12 protein-coding genes are annotated in these 16387 nt (G+C 70.2%); 6 read left to right on the top strand and 6 right to left on the bottom strand.

The window, feature by feature from the left end:
- Positions 1-67 precede the first annotated feature (67 nt).
- The 6 genes from FHT26_RS06010 (at position 68) to panC (ending at position 4625) form a co-directional block, all read left to right on the top strand.
- Positions 68-739 carry a hypothetical protein gene (locus tag FHT26_RS06010; protein WP_168559261.1) on the top strand — a complete coding sequence of 224 codons (672 nt, stop codon included), beginning with the start codon at positions 68-70 and terminating at the stop codon, positions 737-739.
- A 51-nt stretch (positions 740-790) separates the two neighbouring features.
- Positions 791-991, top strand: coding sequence for a DUF3460 family protein (locus FHT26_RS06005; RefSeq protein WP_168559260.1), 201 nt, complete (start codon positions 791-793; stop codon positions 989-991).
- A gap of 36 nt (positions 992-1027) precedes the next feature.
- Positions 1028-1867 (top strand): segregation and condensation protein A, encoded by an 840-nt coding sequence (locus FHT26_RS06000; protein ID WP_349238098.1) that lies wholly within the window; start codon positions 1028-1030, stop codon positions 1865-1867.
- An 80-nt stretch (positions 1868-1947) separates the two neighbouring features.
- On the top strand, positions 1948-2940 hold the full coding sequence (gene bioB / locus FHT26_RS05995; RefSeq protein ID WP_168559259.1) for a biotin synthase BioB: 993 nt from the start codon (positions 1948-1950) through the stop codon (positions 2938-2940).
- Positions 2937-3770, top strand: coding sequence for a 3-methyl-2-oxobutanoate hydroxymethyltransferase (gene panB / locus FHT26_RS05990; protein WP_168559258.1), 834 nt, complete (start codon positions 2937-2939; stop codon positions 3768-3770). The genes bioB and panB overlap by 4 nt, the downstream gene beginning before the upstream one ends.
- A 21-nt stretch (positions 3771-3791) precedes the next feature.
- Positions 3792-4625: a pantoate--beta-alanine ligase gene (gene panC / locus FHT26_RS05985; protein ID WP_168559257.1), complete on the top strand. Its 834-nt coding sequence runs from the start codon at positions 3792-3794 to the stop codon at positions 4623-4625.
- Between the two features lie 722 nt (positions 4626-5347).
- Here the strand turns inward: panC and FHT26_RS05980 are convergent.
- The 6 genes from FHT26_RS05980 to FHT26_RS05955 all read right to left on the bottom strand — a co-directional run bounded on the left by FHT26_RS05980 (position 5348) and on the right by FHT26_RS05955 (position 16378).
- Complete coding sequence (locus FHT26_RS05980) at positions 5348-6130, bottom strand: aminopeptidase (RefSeq protein WP_168559256.1); 783 nt, start codon at positions 6128-6130, stop codon at positions 5348-5350.
- 271 nt (positions 6131-6401) lie between these two features.
- Entirely contained in the window at positions 6402-7265 is an 864-nt protein-coding gene (locus tag FHT26_RS05975) for an alpha/beta fold hydrolase (protein ID WP_168559255.1), read from the bottom strand.
- Positions 7265-7990, bottom strand: coding sequence for an alpha/beta fold hydrolase (locus FHT26_RS30290; RefSeq protein ID WP_168559254.1), 726 nt, complete (start codon positions 7988-7990; stop codon positions 7265-7267). Before FHT26_RS30290 ends, FHT26_RS05975 begins: the two co-directional genes overlap by 1 nt.
- Positions 7987-14559 carry a non-ribosomal peptide synthetase gene (locus FHT26_RS05965; protein WP_168559253.1) on the bottom strand — a complete coding sequence of 2191 codons (6573 nt, stop codon included), beginning with the start codon at positions 14557-14559 and terminating at the stop codon, positions 7987-7989. Before FHT26_RS05965 ends, FHT26_RS30290 begins: the two co-directional genes overlap by 4 nt.
- Positions 14556-15470 carry a DMT family transporter gene (locus FHT26_RS05960; RefSeq protein ID WP_168559252.1) on the bottom strand — a complete coding sequence of 305 codons (915 nt, stop codon included), beginning with the start codon at positions 15468-15470 and terminating at the stop codon, positions 14556-14558. The genes FHT26_RS05965 and FHT26_RS05960 overlap by 4 nt, the downstream gene beginning before the upstream one ends.
- A 2-nt stretch (positions 15471-15472) precedes the next feature.
- Positions 15473-16378 carry a DMT family transporter gene (locus FHT26_RS05955; protein ID WP_168559251.1) on the bottom strand — a complete coding sequence of 302 codons (906 nt, stop codon included), beginning with the start codon at positions 16376-16378 and terminating at the stop codon, positions 15473-15475.
- Positions 16379-16387 lie beyond the last annotated feature (9 nt).

Below are 16387 nucleotides of genomic sequence, written 5' to 3'. Positions count from 1 at the left end.
TGTTTCCGTCACCCGGCATCGGTATGCTGCCGCGAAACAATCCGTCACTCGATGAAGAGGAGGTTCCGTGGGTTTTCTGGACGACCTGAAGCGCCAGGCCGATGCGCTGAAGTCAAAGCAGACGGAGGACACCGCCACGCTGGCCCGCAACGCTGCGCTGGTCGAAGCCGCCTGCAAGACCACCTGGCACTACTGGATGGACCTGGCGCAGCAGCTCAACGTGCTGCTGCCGACGGCGCCGGTGCGTTTTTCGCTCGACAAGGTGACCGCACTCGAAGGCCTGAAACGCCGCGATTTCCGGGTCGACGCCCGACGCAAGCAGCACCGCGGCCAGGAGGTCTTCGACCATGTGGTGATCCACGCGCAGCAGACGAGCGGCCGCAAGCTCACGCTGAACAAGGATTTCCCGCCCGAGATCGAGAGACTGGAATCCCGGCTGCGCCAGGCCGGCATCGCCGCTGAAACCGAATGGATCCGCCACCCCGACAACGGCCGGCTGGAGCAGGTGCGCTTCAGCTTCATCGCCGACGTGGTGCTGACGCTGCGGCTGCTGCCCGACCACGACGAAGGCAAGCTGGCCTTCCAGCTGATGAACCTGGACGGGCTGGAGACCGTGACGGCCACGTTTGCGGCGTTCCAGGTGACGTCGGCGCTGCTCGACCAGCTGGCCCGCGGGATCGTCGGCGAGCCGAACGATTTCCTGAAGCTGGCCGAGAGCGTGCGCCGCGTCGAAGCCTGATCGGCGAGCCCGGCTAAAATCCGCCCTCCTCCCGCTCACCTGGCCCCGACCATGCCGCTCTTCTGGAAAGCCTACAAGTCCGACACCACCTCGTTCATCGAGGAGCTGAAGGCCAAGGACCCGACGCTGTCGGACCGGATGCTGCAGGGCCGCCAGCTGCTGTGGGACAAGCCGGTCGACCGCGACGCGCAGAGCGAGTACCGCGACGCCCAGGTGCCGCAGCAGCCCTACGTCTACCAGACCGGGCACTGATCCGGGCCGGAACGCGACACCGAACGGATTCCCCTCGTGAGCGAAGACGCCCTGGCGCAGGCCGCGCCCGATGCGGCAGTGCCCCATGTGGTCGACCACGTCGCGGTGGCGCGCCTGTATGGCGAGCCGCTGTTCACGATGCCGACCGACCTGTACATCCCGCCGGATGCGCTGGAGGTCTTCCTCGAGGCCTTCGAAGGCCCGCTCGACTTGCTGCTCTACCTGATCCGCAAGCAGAACTTCAACATCCTCGACATCCCGCTGGCCAGCGTGACGCGCCAGTACCTGGCGTATGTCGACCAGATCCGCAAGACCAACCTCGAGCTCGCCAGCGAATACCTGCTGATGGCGGCGATGCTGATCGAGATCAAGTCGCGCATGCTGCTGCCGCCGAAGAAGGTCGCCGAAGGCCAGGAGCCCGAGGACCCGCGCGCCGAGCTGGTGCGCCGGCTGCTGGAATACGAGCAGATCAAGCTGGCCGCGGCCGCGCTCGACCGCCTGCCGGTGCTGGGCCGCGATTTCCTGCGCGCGCAGGTGACCATCGAGCAGTCGCTGACGCCGCGCTTCCCCGACGTCGAGATCGACGAGCTGCGCGCCGCCTGGGCCGACATCCTGAAGCGCGCGAAGCTGAACCAGCACCACACGATCACCCGCGAGGAACTGAGCGTGCGCGAGCACATGAGCATCGTGCTGCGCGGGCTGCAGGGCCGGCGCTTCGCGATGTTCGAGGAGCTGTTCGACCTGACCCGCGGCCCGCAGGTGCTGGTGGTGACATTCATCGCGATGCTCGAACTGGCGCGCGAGCACCTGCTGGAGATCACGCAGGCGGAAGCGTTTGCGCCGATCTACGTGCGGCTGGCCTATCAACCCGCCTGAAGTATCGGCCCGAATTGGCCTGACCAATTTGGGGCCGTCGGGCGTTTAGACTGCGCCACCCTCACTGCCCGACCCCGCGCATGACGATCCACGAAGCCCCCGTCCACCTCGTGACCCGCGCCGCCCCGCAAGCCGCGCCGACCGACCGCTGGCAGGTGGCCGACATCGAAGCCCTGTTCGAGCTGCCGTTCACCGAGCTGATGTTCCGCGCGCAGACCGTGCATCGCGAACACTTCGACCCGGCCGAGGTGCAGCTGTCGACGCTGCTGTCGATCAAGACCGGCGGCTGCCCCGAAGACTGCAGCTACTGCCCGCAGGCCGCGCGCTACGACACCGGCGTCGAAGCCGGCAAGCTGATGGAAACTGAAGCCGTGCTCGACGCCGCGCGCCGCGCGCAGGCCGCCGGTGCCTCGCGCTTCTGCATGGGAGCCGCGTGGCGCGGCCCGAAAGACCGCGACATCGAGAAGGTGGCCGAGCTGGTCGCCGCGGTGAAGTCGCTGGGCCTCGAGACCTGCGCGACGCTCGGCATGCTCGAAGACGGCCATGCCGAGCAGCTGCAGAACGCCGGCCTCGACTACTACAACCACAACCTCGACACCGCGCCGGAGTTCTACGGCGACATCGTGCGCACCCGCCAGTACCAGGACCGCCTCGACACGCTGCAGCGCGTGCGCGGCGCCGGCGTCAAGGTGTGCGCCGGCGGCATCGTCGGCATGGGCGAGACGCGGGCGCAACGGGCCGGCCTGATCGGCGCGCTGGCCAACCTCGACCCGTACCCGGAATCGGTGCCGATCAACAACCTGGTGCAGGTCGAAGGCACGCCGCTGCACGGCACGGCGCAGCTCGACCCGCTGGAGTTCGTGCGCACGATCGCGGTGGCGCGCATCACGATGCCGAAGGCCCGCGTGCGCCTGTCGGCCGGCCGCCAGGCGCTCGGCGAGGCGGTGCAGGCACTGTGCTTCACGGCCGGCGCCAATTCGATCTTCTACGGCGACAAGCTGCTGACCACCGGCAACCCGGACGTGCAGGCCGACCGCGCGCTGCTCGACAAGCTGGGGATGCGCCCCGCATGAGCTCGCATCCCACCACCGAACCGGCGCCCGGCCGCAAGGCGGTGACGCTGCACCGGCTGCGTGAGATGCACGCGGCCCGCGAGCCGATCTCGATGCTGACCTGCTACGACGCGAGCTTCGCGCGGCTGCTCGATGCGGCCGGCGTCGATTGCCTGCTGGTCGGCGATTCGCTGGGCATGGTGCTGCAGGGCCAGGCGAGCACGCTGCCCGTGACGCTCGACGAGATGGCGTACCACACGCGCTGCGTGGCCCGCGGCAACCGCGGGGCGTGGCTGATCGGCGACCTGCCGTTCGGCAGCTACCAGCAGGGCCCGGCGCAGGCGCTCGCGAGTGCTGTGGTGCTGATGCAGGCCGGCGCGCAGATGGTGAAGCTCGAAGGCGGCGGCTGGACGGCCGAGACGGTGCGCTTCCTGGTGGAGCGCGGCATCCCGGTGTGCGCGCACCTGGGGCTCACGCCGCAATCGGTGCATGCGCTGGGCGGCTACCGCATCCAGGGTCGCAACGACGAAGCCGCGGCCACGTTGCTGAAGCATGCGCGCGAGCTGACCGATGCCGGCGCGGCGATGCTGGTGCTCGAGCTGATGCCGGCGGCGGTGGCCAAGCAGATCACCGACGCGCTCGACATCCCGGTGATCGGCATCGGCGCCGGCGTGGCCTGCTCGGGCCAGGTGCTGGTGCTGCACGACATGCTCGGCATCACGCAGGGCAAGCTGCCGCGCTTCGTGCGCAACTTCATGGAAGGCAGTGCGGGCATCGGCGACGCTATCACGCGCTACGTGGCCGATGTGAAGGCCCGCCGCTTCCCCGACGACACACTCCACGGTTATTGATGTTCCTGGGTTGACCCACCGATGAAGACAGTCCACACGATCGCCGACCTGCGCTCGGCCCTCGGCACGCCCGGTGCGTGCGCCTTCGTGCCCACGATGGGCAACCTGCACGAGGGCCACCTTGCGCTGGTGCGGCAAGCGAAGCGGCACGGGTTGCCGGTGGTGGCGAGCATCTTCGTGAACCGGCTGCAGTTCGCGCCGCATGAGGACTTCGACCGCTACCCGCGCACGCTGGCCCGCGACAGCGAGCTGCTGCAGGGCGCCGGCTGTGACCTGGTGTTCGCGCCCGACGAGCACGAGCTGTACCCGCAGCCGCAGAGCTTCAAGGTGGTGCCCGATGCGGCGCTGGCGGACATCCTCGAAGGGCACTTCCGGCCGGGCTTCTTCACCGGCGTGTGCACCGTCGTGATGAAGCTGTTCGCCTGCGTGCAGCCGCGCGTCGCGGTGTTCGGCAAGAAGGACTACCAGCAGCTGATGGTGATCCGGCAGATGGCGCAGCAGTTCGCGCTGCCGATCTCGATCGAGGCCGGGGAAACAAGTCGGGCGGAGGATGGGCTGGCGTTGTCGTCGCGCAATGGGTACTTGAGCGCAGCAGAGCGAGGGGAGGCGGTAGCCTTGTCGCGCAGCCTGCGGGCGCTGGCGGATGGAGTCAACGCTGGCCAGCGGCCGCTCGCACAACTCGAAGTCAACGCGATGGCGGCACTCGCCGCGCGCGGCTGGCAGCCGGACTACCTGACGGTGCGGCGGCGCGCCGACCTGCTGGCGCCTGCCGCCGGCGACGCGCCGGGATCACTTGTTGCGCTGGGCGCGGCCCGGCTGGGGCAGACGCGCCTGATCGACAACCTGGAGTTCTGAGCGATCACGACATGTCGAATCGATACTTCAGCGACTGAAAGTCTCGTATTCGATACCCGTGCCGGACGTAACGCGACCGACCTTGGACGAGATCGGCGTGTTGCTTGCGGACGAGTTGCGGGAACCAGGCATCCCGACGCGCAGGCAACGGCCCTTCGCAGCAACGGGCCTGGCACGCCCTGTTTCAGTCTTGCCGAGTTCAGCTGCTCAATGCTTCATCTGCCAAGGATGAATCCTCGTGGCTGCCTTGAAACTGCTCATTTATCTGCCCAAGGTTGTCAGTGATGCTTGCCGCCCTGCCATTGAAGGGAATATCAACCTCGCGGCCCGCAACGTCTCTGGCAAATTGCTCGTCTCTCCGGTCCCGACCAAGAATTTTCTGCCAACACACACCGGCAAAAAAAACGAGCGCTGCGGAACTTCCTCTCCGCCGATTTCGGCAAATCGCCCAACGCATTGCCCACTCGTGTCCGTGCCCACATCCCGAGGTTCTATCGGCTCCCGCCTAAAACGGCACCCATCGGGAAACGCATCCAGCAACTGCTCGCGGCCGGCCACTTCGCAATGCCTGATGCGTCCAACCTGCGCCCGACCTGCTTGACTGGCAAGTTGAAGTTCCAACCTCGAATCGGATATCGCATCGCTACATCCGCACCCACGTGCCGAAGCCAGCCTCCAGACCGTCAGGCTTGGTCTCAGCCCAGGAGGTCGCCGATGGATCATCAGGGAACAGCTTGCAGAACGAATTTTTTAGTCCTCTCAAGTTGCGATTGCGCCCGTTCCTTGGTTAGTCCGCGCTGTTGAAGAGAAATGCACGCGAGAGCGTATTCGAAGTCCAACAACAAACGACCGTACGCATTTGCGTCTTGCATCTCGTGACTCGACTTCGCGAAGCGTTCTATTTCCTGCAAAGCGGACTTTTCCAATTGCTTGTCCATGCACGGAACCAATTTAAATCGCTTCAGGAGTCCATCGCGATGCTCGCTTATGCATCCCGTTCCATTCAAAGAACGCCAAGAGTCGCCTTCATACTGAAGCTCATCGGCGGCCGCATGGAGTGACAATCCTTCCGCCGAAAGGAAGACTGCCCCGGTGACCGGAGTTTCCACAAGCGCGGAAACGCCTGCCTCGGACAAGTCCTCTTTGAAATAAGCAACTGCATGCTTGCATGTCAGCCACGCGGCGCTGGCCTCCCGGTATCCAGCGGCACGGCGGACCGTCGCCGCAAACTTTGTCATGGCCTGGTTCAACTTCTCCTCATCGGGCGTTGACGCAAGACAAATGTTTCGACTTTCCAGTCCTCTTTCGAACCGCGCCCAGAAATGAACAACTGCTTTGTGAACATCTTTGCCATCGTTCAGGTCTGCTGCCAGCTTTGACATTCCGTTTTCCAACAGGGCAGCAACAGGTCCTGCTTTGGGTTTGTTCTTTTCGGCCAGCGCGTGCCAGCAGACACCGGCTCTGGAACGGGCCAGCGGCACACCACGATGCCCCTGCTTCCTCATCGTGCCGCCTTCTGCGGCCTTGCCCCGCTGCGTTGCCGTGGACAACCTCCTCGACCGACTCCTGCCTTGAATCCCACTGCTCATACTGCGTATTCCACATTGACCAAATCCATTGGGACGCTGATGACCAAATACAGCGATTCCCAACGCGACAGCTGCGAATGAACCGCTCAATGCAAGCGACTCTCGCAACCGGCTTTGTCACCCGCAGTGTCCGATCACTCCTGCGAAGGTACGTCTGGCAAGCCGGTCCATCAGCCCGGCCCCGGGTTCAATCGGCTCCCGCCGGCACCCATTGCGCAATCCGCCCGATCACCCGCTCCCGACTCGCTTCCGGCGTGAACGTGTGGTCCGTGTCCTCCCAGTACTCCAGCTGCAGCCGGTCTCCGAACGACACATCGGGAAACGCATCCAGCAGCTGCTCGCGGTAGTTGTGCTGGTCCTCGCGCTCGGCCGTCAGCACCACCAGGAAGCGGTTGCCTGACGCCTGCGCGGCGGCGTACGCCTGGGTCAGGAACGCCTTCGCCTGCGGCGTATCGAGGTCGGCCCGCGGGTCCACCTCGGCCGGCTCTGCGCCATGCGCACCGCCACCCATCCGCTGCCCCAGCGCCTGCCACAGCGGATGCTTCCCCCGCGCGATGTTCATCCAGCTGCTCAGCCGCGTCGCGCGCCGCGCGTAGTGGTTCAGGTAGTAGCGCGGCGTGTGCGGGATCGACGGGTCCAGCAGCACCAGCCCGGTCACCCGTGCATCGCGCCCCGCGTAGACCACCGCATGGTCCGCGCCCGAGCACAGCCCGACCAGCACGAAGCGCTTGAAACCGCGTGCCGATTCCAGCGTGTCCAGCGCCTCCTTGATGTCGGTCAGGCTCGCCTCCAGCAGCCCCAGCCCGTCGTCGCGCGGCTCGCTGTCGCCGATGCCCGAGAGGTCGAAGCGCACCGCGTCGACGCCCTGCTGCGACAGCTGCCGGCACAGCTGCACCGTCATCCGGTTCGCGCCGACGCGGTGGATGATCCCGGAGTTCAGCACCACCACCGCCGGCCGGTCCGGCGACGCCGCGGCGCCGTCCGCCGCCGGCGTCACGATGCCCACCAGCGCCTTGCGCGGGCCCATCAGCAGCACCTGTTCGTTCACCATCAGCTCCACCATTGCGCGATGCGCTGCAACACCTTCACCGGCACCGCGCCGGCCCCCGAGTGGTGATCCTCCAGCCATGCGGGCTGGCCCTCGACCTGCTCGGTCGGCACCGCACCGACGGCCTCGCCCGGCACCGAGCGAACCACCAGCGTGCGCGCCGGCAGTTCCGCGTGCGGCAGCACGAGGCCGCGCAGCTCCGCCGCCATTGCCTCGCCCAGTGCGAAGCCCATCACCTCGTGCCCGCCGCCGTGCTCGGCCTTGCGGGCCGGCGCGTCGGCCAGCAGCTCCTTCACATACGCCTCGCCCGACACCACCGGGTCCCACAGCACCAGGCTATCGACGTCTTTGCGCCGCCGTGCCGCGACGCTCGCCGCCAGCGTACCGCCCAGCCGCAACCCGACCAGCCCGACGCGCGCTGCATCCGTCGTGTCCTTCAGCTCGTCGATCGCTGTCTCGATGTCGCCCTGCCAGCCGGCGAGGCTCGCATCGAGCATCTCTCCCGCCGAATCGCCGGTGCCGAACCAGTCGAAGCGCAGCACGTGCACGCCGGACTGGTTCAGCAAGGTCGCCAATTGCTTGATCGCGCGGTGGGCACGCAGGTACTCCTGGCCCCACGGCGCGCACAGCAGCACGGCGCGCGTGCCGCTGCCCGAAGCCGATGCCCGCGCCGGGCTGTACACGCCGAACAGCCGCCGTTGCCGCGTGCCGAAGAAGAATGGGTTCATGGGCTGGGCAAGGGGTCCGAAAGGTCCGTGGAAACATGCGCGGCGCCCGCAGCCGCGACCTGGCGAAGGGTCTGGAAGAACAGCACGCGCGGATCCATGCGCCAGCCGGTGCGCTGCTCCACCGCCACCGCCACGCGCAGCGACAGCAGCGAATGCCCGCCCAGCTCGAAGAAGTTGTCCTCGGCGCCCACCCGCTCGATCTGCAGCGTCTGCTGCCACACATCGGCCAGCAAGCGCTCCAGGCCCGGCGCCGGCGGCTCGTAGGCCGCCACCGGCGCGACGTTCTTGAACGGGTCGGGCAGCGCACTGCGGTCGACCTTGCCGTTCGGCGTCAGCGGGATCGCGTCGAGCGCGACCACCAGCGACGGCACCATGTAGTCCGGCAGCTCGCGCCGCAGGTGGCGCCGCACCTCGCTGACGGTCAGGTCCTCGCCGGGCTGGTAGACGACGTAGGCCACCAGCCGCAGGTCGCCCGGCCCCGCCTCGCGCGCGATCACCACCGACTGCCGCACCGCCCCGTGCCCCGCCAGCACCGACTCGATCTCGCCCAACTCGATGCGGAAGCCGCGGATCTTCACCTGGTGGTCGATGCGGCCGAGGTGCTCCAGCCGGCCCTGCGCGGTCCAGCGGCCGAGGTCGCCGGTGCGGTACAGCCGCGCGCCCGGCTGGGCCGAAAACCGGTCGGCGATGAAGCGGTCGGCCGTCAGCTCCGGCCGCCGGTGGTAGCCGGTCGCCACGCCCGCGCCGCCGATCCACAGCTCGCCGGGGATGCCGGCCGGCTGCAGCTCGCCGGCCCGGCTCAGCACATGCACCTGCGTGTTGTCGATCGGCCGGCCGATGGTGACCGGTGCACCGCCGCCGATCACGCGCTCGGCGGTCGACCAGATCGTCGTCTCGGTCGGCCCGTACAGGTTCCACAGTTCGCCGACACGCGCCAGCAATGCATCGGCCAACTCGCGCGGCAGCCCCTCGCCGCCGCACAGCGCGCGGAAGCCCGGCCCGCCGGTCCAGCCGGCTTCGAGCAGCAGTCGCCAGGTGGCCGGCGTCGCCTGCAGCACCGTCGTGCCACTGGCCGCCAGCGCCGCCGCCAGCGCGACGCCATCGGCCGCCGTTTCGCGCGGCAGCAGTTCGACCCGCGCGCCGACCAGCCAGGGCAGGTACAGCTCCAGCCCGGCGATGTCGAACGAGACGGTCGTCACGGCAGCCAGCACGTCGCCGGCCTGCAACCCCGGCTCGCGCCGCATCGAATGCAGGAAGTTCGCGAGCGCGCCGTGCGGCACCACCACGCCCTTCGGCCGACCGGTGGAGCCGGAGGTGTAGATCACGTAGGCCGGGTCGCCGGGCGCCGGCGTGCTCGCGAGGTTGTCCTCGCTGCCCGCGCCCAGCGCGACGGCGTCGGCCAGCACGTCCAACAGTTGCACGCCGGGCGGCAGCGCGATGCCGTCGGCCGCGTCGCCGCCGGCCACCAGCACCGTCGCGCCGCTGTCTTCCAGCATGTAGGCGAGCCGCTCGGCCGGGAAGCCCGGGTCCAGCGGCACGTAGGCCCCACCCGCCTTCTGCACGCCGAGCAGCGCCACCACCAGCGCGAGCGAACGCTGCAGGCACACGCCGACCAGGCTGCCCGGGCCGACGCCCATCGCGCGCAGCCGGTTCGCCACGCGGTTCGCGCGGGCGTTCAGCGCGGCATAGGTGAGCGACGCACCCTCGTAGCGCACCGCTTCGGCCGCGGGGCTGCGCGCGACCTGCGCCTCGAACAGGCGCGGGTACACGTCGTTGGCATGCGCGGCGGCGGTGCCGTTCATCTCGACCAGCAGCCAGCGCCGCTCGTCGGCGGTGAGCATCGGCAGCTTCGCGAGCGCGGTGGCCGGCGACACGGCCGGCGCCGCCACCAGCGATTCGAGCAGCGTGCGGTAGTGCCCCGCCATGCGGCGGATCGTCGGCTCGTCGTACAGCTCGGTCGAGTACTCGAACAGCACGCTGCCGCTGACGGCCGCCTCGATGTACAGCCCGAGCTCGAACGGTGCCGCAGCGCGGTCGATCGCGACCGGCTCCCACTGCAACCCCGGGAACTCGATGCCGCTCATCGGCGCGTTCTGCAGCGTGAACAGCACCTGCGCGAGCGGCGGCAGCGCCGGGCCGCGCAGCGGCCGCAGCTCCTCGACCAGCTTCGCGAACGGCAGCTCCTGGTGCGCATACGCCTCCAGCGCGGTCGTGCGCACGTTCGCCAGCAGCTCGGCGAACGGCAGCTCGTCGCGGCAGGTGCTGCGCATCACCAGCGTGTTGATGAAGCCGCCGACCAGCCCTTCGACCTCGCGCTGTTCGCGGTTGGCGATCGGCACCGCGACCGCGATGTCGGCCTGCCCGCTGTAGCGGTGCAGCAGCGTCACGTACGCGGCGAACAGCGTCATGAACAACGTGCAGCCGTGCGCGCGGCTGAAGGCCTCGAGCGACGCGATCAGCGCCGGCGGCAGCACGTCGGCATGCCACGCGGCGCGGTCCGACAGGATGGTCGGCCGCGGGTGGTCGGTCGGCAGCAGCAGCGGCGCGACGCCGTCGAGCTGGCGGCGCCAGTAGCCGAGCTGCGCCTCCAGCAGCTCGCCCCGGAAGCGCTCGCGCTGCCACACCGCGACGTCGCGGTACTGCAGCGCCAGCGGCGGCCAGGCCGGTGCCGCACCGCGGCGGAATGCCGCATAGGCCTCGGCCAACTCGCGGCCCAGCACGCCGTACGACCACTGGTCGCCGGCGATGTGGTGCATCGCGAGCAGCAGCAGGTGCTCGTCGTCGGCCACCTGGACCAGCAGCGTGCGGAAGACCGGCCCGTGCACCAGGTCGAAGTAGGCGCGCGCGGTGTCGGTCGCCAGTGCGATCGCGGCCTCCTCGGCCTGCCGGCCTTGCGGGCGCAGGTCGTGGAACGGCAGCGCGACCGGCCGGTGCGGCTGCACCGTCTGCAGCGGGCGGCCGTCGACCATCGCGAACGTCGTGCGCAGCGTCTCGTGGCGCTGCACCAGCGCATCGAGCGCCCGCTCCAGCGCGGCGCGGTCGAGCGCGCCGTGCAGCCGCAGCGCGACCGGCATGTTGTAGGCCGAACTCTCCGGTGCCAGCTCGTGCAGCAGCCACATGCGCTCCTGCGCGAACGACAACGGCGACGGGCCGTCGCCAGCAAGCCGCGGGATCGCCCCGCTCGCCGCCATGGGCGCGCGGCCCGCCTCGATCGCCTGCGCCAGCTCGTGCAGCACCGGCCGTTCGAACACCGTGCGCAGCACGAAGCCGCGGTCGAAGGCCTGCCGGATGCGTGCGGTGACCTGCGTCGCGAGCAGCGAGTGCCCGCCCAGTTCGAAGAAGTTGTCGTGACGGCCGATCCCGGCATCGCCCAGCCCGAGCACGTCGCGCCAGATCGCCGCGAGGCCCGGCTCGATCCCACCCTGCGGCGGCTCGACGCACCGCGCGGCCGTCGCGGCCAGCCCCGCCGGCGCCGGCAGCGCCTTCCGGTCGACCTTGCCGTTGCCGGTCAGCGGCAGCGTCGGCAGCGCGACGAACGCGGCCGGCACCATGTAGTCGGGCAGCCGTTCGCGCAGCGCCTGCTTCAGCGCGTCGACCTCGGCGGTGCCGGCGACGTACGCGACGAGCCGCTGGTCGCCCGGCACGTCCTCGCGCGCCAGCACCGCACTCTCGCGCACGCCGGGCTGCTGCGCGAGCAATGCCTCGATCTCGCCGAGCTCGATGCGGAAGCCGCGGATCTTCACCTGGTGGTCGATGCGGCCGAGGTACTCCAGCTCCAGCGAACCGTCGGCAGGCCGCACGCGCCAGCGCGCGAGGTCACCGCTGCGGTACAGCCGCGCGCCGGGGTGGAACGGATCGTCGACGAAACGCTCGGCCGTCAACTCCGCCCGGTTCAGGTAGCCGAGCGCGAGGCCCGGCCCGCCGACATGCATCTCGCCGGTCACGCCGACCGGCACCGGCTGCATCAGCGCATCGAGCAGCCGCACCCGCAGGTCGGGGATCGGCACGCCGATCACGCTGCCGGCGCGCGCGTCGACATCGGCCCGCACGATCGGCCGGTACGTCACGTGCACGCAGGTCTCGGTGATGCCGTACATGTTGACAAGCCGCGGCTGCGCATCGCCATGGCGTTCGAACCACGGGCGCAGCGCCTGCAGCTCCAGCGCCTCGCCGCCGAACACCACCTCGCGCAGTGCGGTGCGCCGCGGCGCGCCACTGTCGACATCGGCCTGCACCAGTTGCCGGAACGCCGACGGCGTCTGGTTCAGCACCGTGACGCGCTCGTCGTGCAGCAGCTGCAGGAAGGCCTCCGACGAGCGGCTCACCGCCTGCGGCACGACCACCAGGCAGCCGCCGTGCGCCAGCGCGCCCCACAGCTCCCACACCGAGAAATCGAAGGCCACCGAATGGAACAGCGTCCACACATCCTGCGGACCGAAGTGGAACCAGCCGGCGGTCGCGCTGAACAGCCGGTCGACCGCGCGGTGCGTCAGCAGCGTGCCCTTCGGCTGGCCGGTGGAACCGGAGGTGTAGATCACGTAGACCAAGTCGTCGGCGCCGACCGGGCTCGCCGGATTGCCGGCCGGCGCGTCGGCGAGCGACGGGTCGTCGAGGCACAGCGTCGTGCCGGCGTGCTGCGGCAACTGCGCGAGCAGCGCCGTCTGCGTCAGCATCACCGACGCCTGCGCATCGCCGAGCATGAACGCGACCCGCTCGGCCGGGTACGACAGGTCGACCGGCAGGTAGGCGCCGCCGGCCTTCACGATGGCGAGCAGCCCGACCACCAGCGCCATCGAGCGCTCGGCGCACAGCCCGACGCGCGTGCCCGGCACCACGCCGAGCGCCTGCAGCCGGTGCGCCACCTGGTTCGCGCGGCGGTTCAGCTCGCCGTACGACATCGAAGTGCCGTCGCAGCGCAGCGCGGTCGCGTCGGGCGTGCGCGCGGCATGGGCTTCGAAACGATGGTGAATGGGCCGCACGTCGGCGGCGACCGCGGCCACCGGCGGCAGCACCGCCGCACGCTCGGCCGCGTCGAGCAGCGGCAGCCGGCCGATGGGCATCGCCGGGTCGGCGACGATGCCGTCGAGCAGCACGCGGTAGTGCGCCCACAGCCTTTCGATCGTCGCGCGGTCGTACAGCGACGGGTTGTACTTGAACGCGCCCGACAGCGCATCGCTGCGGTCGATCAGGCCGAGCCCGAGGTCGAACTGGCCTTCCTGCTGCGCCATCGCATACGGCAGCACGCGCCAGCCGGCGAAGTCGACCGGCACGTCGCTCGCGCCGGCGACCAGCAGGTCGTTCAGCTCGCGGAACTGCTCGAAGCGCTGCAGCACGAACATGGTCTCGAACAGCGGCGAGCGGCTCGCATCGCGCACCGGCTGCAGGCGCTCGACCAGCAGCGACAGCGGGTACTCCTGCGCGTCCAGCGCCTCCAGCAGCGTGCCGCGCACCTGCTGCATCAGCGCGCGGAACGGCAGCCCGGCATGCACGCGCGAGCGCAGCGCCACCGGGTTCACGAAGTCGCCGATCACGCGTGCGAACTCCGGCTGCGTGCGGCCGAAGGTCGGTGTGCCGACGATCACGTCTTCACAACCGGTGTGGCGGAACAGCAGCGCCTTGAACGCCGCCAGCAGCAGCACGTACAGCGTCATGCCCTCGTCGCGCGCCAGCTGGTTCAGCCGTGCGGTGGTGGCCGCGTCGACATGAAAGTCGAACGTGGCGCCCTGCCCGCTGCGCCGCGGCGGCCGCGGGCGATCGGGCGGCAGCTCGATCTCGGCGCGCGGCGCGGCGAGCTGGCGCGTCCAGTACGCGGCGAGTTGCTCGCCCTGCGGGCCGGCCAGCATCGTGGCCTGCCAGCCGGTGTAGTCGGCGTACTGCAGCTCGACGCGCGGCAGCCCGGCCGGTGCGCCGCCGCTGGCTTCGATCAGCAGCGCGCGGAACTCTTCCAGCAGCATCAGCAGCGACCAGCCGTCGATCGCGATGTGGTGCATCGCGAGCAGCAGCACCTGGTCGGCGGCCGCGCGGCGGTACAGCACGCTGCGCATCACCGGGCCGTGCACCAGGTCGAACGGGCGGCGGGCGTCGGCGTCGAGGCGCTGGCGCAGCGCGGCGTCGCCCAGCCCTGCGACGTCATGCACGTCGAGCACCGCCACGCCGGTACCGGCGATGCGCTGGCGCGGCAGGCCGTCGATCATGTCGTAGGTGGTGCGCAGCACCGCATGCCGGTCGACCAGCGCCTGCAGCGCCTGGCGCAGCGCGGCCTCGTCGACCGGCGACAGCACGCGCAGCGCGAACACCACGTTGTAGGCCGCGCTGTCGGGCTGCTCCTGGTGCACGAACCACAGCGCCTGCTGCGGGTGCGACAGCGGCGCGATGCGCTGCTGCTGCGCCGCTTGCGCGCGCAGCGCGGCCAGCACCTCGTCGCGGCGCGCGCCGATCTGCGCGCGCTGCTCGGCCGACAGCGCACCCTGCGGCGCCCGGAAGCGCAGCCGGCTGCCCTCGAACCACAGCAGCACCCCTTGCGCGGCCAGCGCGGACAGCAGGTCGGTCACCGGAGTCACTTGAGTCACGTCGCAGGGGTCCTTTCCAGAGCCGATTGCCACAACCACAGCGCCAGCAGCGCGAGCCCGATCCACGCCGCGCCGAGCAGGTCGCGGTGCGTGAACGCCTCGCCGGCGGCGCCCCACTCCACCAGCGCCATGCACAGCAGGTGCACATGCAGCGTCGGCGCCACCTGCGCGACCGGCGCGCGTTCGCAGGCCCGGTCCAGCGCCCACAGCGCCAGCAGCCCGACGATGCCGATGCCGGCCAGCAGCGCCGCATCGTGCAGGTTGGGCATCACCCAGACGAAGGGCATCAGCGGCGTCAGCAGCGCGAACACGCCGAGCGCGGTGAAGAACAGGTTGGCCTGCACCGGCTCGTCGCGCAGCGCGCGCGTCATCACGACGTAGATGCTGAACGACAGCGCCATCACGATCGGCAGCACCGCGCCGGCCAGCGACCGAGGCAGCGCCGGCTCGGCCATCACCGCGGCCACGCCGCTGCCGATCGCCGCCACCGCCCACACCCAGCGCGGCACACGCTCGCCCAGCGCGAGCCGCGCGAAGCCGAGGATCATCAGCGGCGCCACCCAGAACAGCGCCCACACCGTGCCGGGCCGGTCGCCGGCCGCGAGCGACAGCGCGAAGCTGGCCGGCATCACCAGCATCAGCAGCGAGCGCGACAGCTGGAAGCCGAGGCGCCGCGTGCGCCACAGCCGCGACGGCGCGCGCCAGCCGACGAGCAGCCCCAGGCAGGCCAGGTGCACCGCATAGCGGCACCACACCACCTGCATCAGCGAGTAGTGCAACTGCAGCCGCGCACCGAACACGCCTTCGACGACCGCCCAGGCGAGCGCGAACAGCGCCAGCAGCAGCATCGCGCCGCGGCCCGGCGCGCGCTGCGCGAGCGAGGCCACGGGGTGCAGCGGCGCGACGTCCATCGTCACGGCCTCGTCTCGTCGTCCAGCGGCACCGGGCCGGTCGCCGATTCCAGCCGCATCGGGGCGCCGATCGGCGCGCTTGTCGAAGCCTGCTGCGCCGGCAGGTCGCGCGCGACCGCGGCGCGCCACAGCGCGAGCGCGATGCCCCCGACCATCAGCAGCCCGAGCGCGATGCGCAGCGACGGCAGGTGCCCGCGCACCGCCAGCGACACCATCGTCAGGCAGGCGACGTGCACGTACAGCGCGGGCGCGATCCACGGCAGCGGCGCGCGGCGCAGCGCCTGCTCCAGCAGCCACAGCGCGGCGAAGCCGACGACGCCGAGCGCGGCGAACACCAGCGCGTCGTGCAGCGTGGGCGTCACCCACACGCCGGGCAGGAAGGGCAGCACGCCGACCAGCCCGCCGAGGCCGACCCAGAACAGGTTGGTCATCGCCGGCTCGTGGCGCAGCGAGCGCGTCAACGCGAGGTAGCCGGCGAAGGCCAGCCCCATCAGCAGGGGCACGACCGAGGCCTGCAGCGTCGGCGGCCGCGCCGGCTCGAGCATCGCGACCGTCGCGCACAGCCCGGCCGCGGCGGCGATCCACGGCAGCAGCGGCGCCTTCGACCGCAGCCAGCCGCGCGCCAGCAGCAGCGCGAACACCGGCGCGACCCACAGGCCGGTCATCGCGAGGTGCGGCGACGCGCCCTGCAGCACCGCGACGCCGAACGACAGCGGGATCGCGAGCATCAGCAGCGCGCGCACGCCCTGCGCCAGCGGCCGGCCGGTGCGCCACGGCGGTGCATCGCGGCGCCAGCGCTGCACCGCGAGCATCGACGCGAGCTGCACCGCGAAGCGGCAGCCCTCGATCTGCAGCACGTCGTAGCCGCCTTGCAGGCGCGACGCGATCAATTCCAGCAGCGCCCACAAGACGGCGAA

It is taken from the genome of Rhizobacter sp. SG703, assembly GCF_012275445.1.
Classification (GTDB): domain Bacteria; phylum Pseudomonadota; class Gammaproteobacteria; order Burkholderiales; family Burkholderiaceae_C; genus Rhizobacter.
Note: the sequence above shows the minus strand (reverse complement) of the source record. Positions and strands in the feature narration are given on the sequence as shown.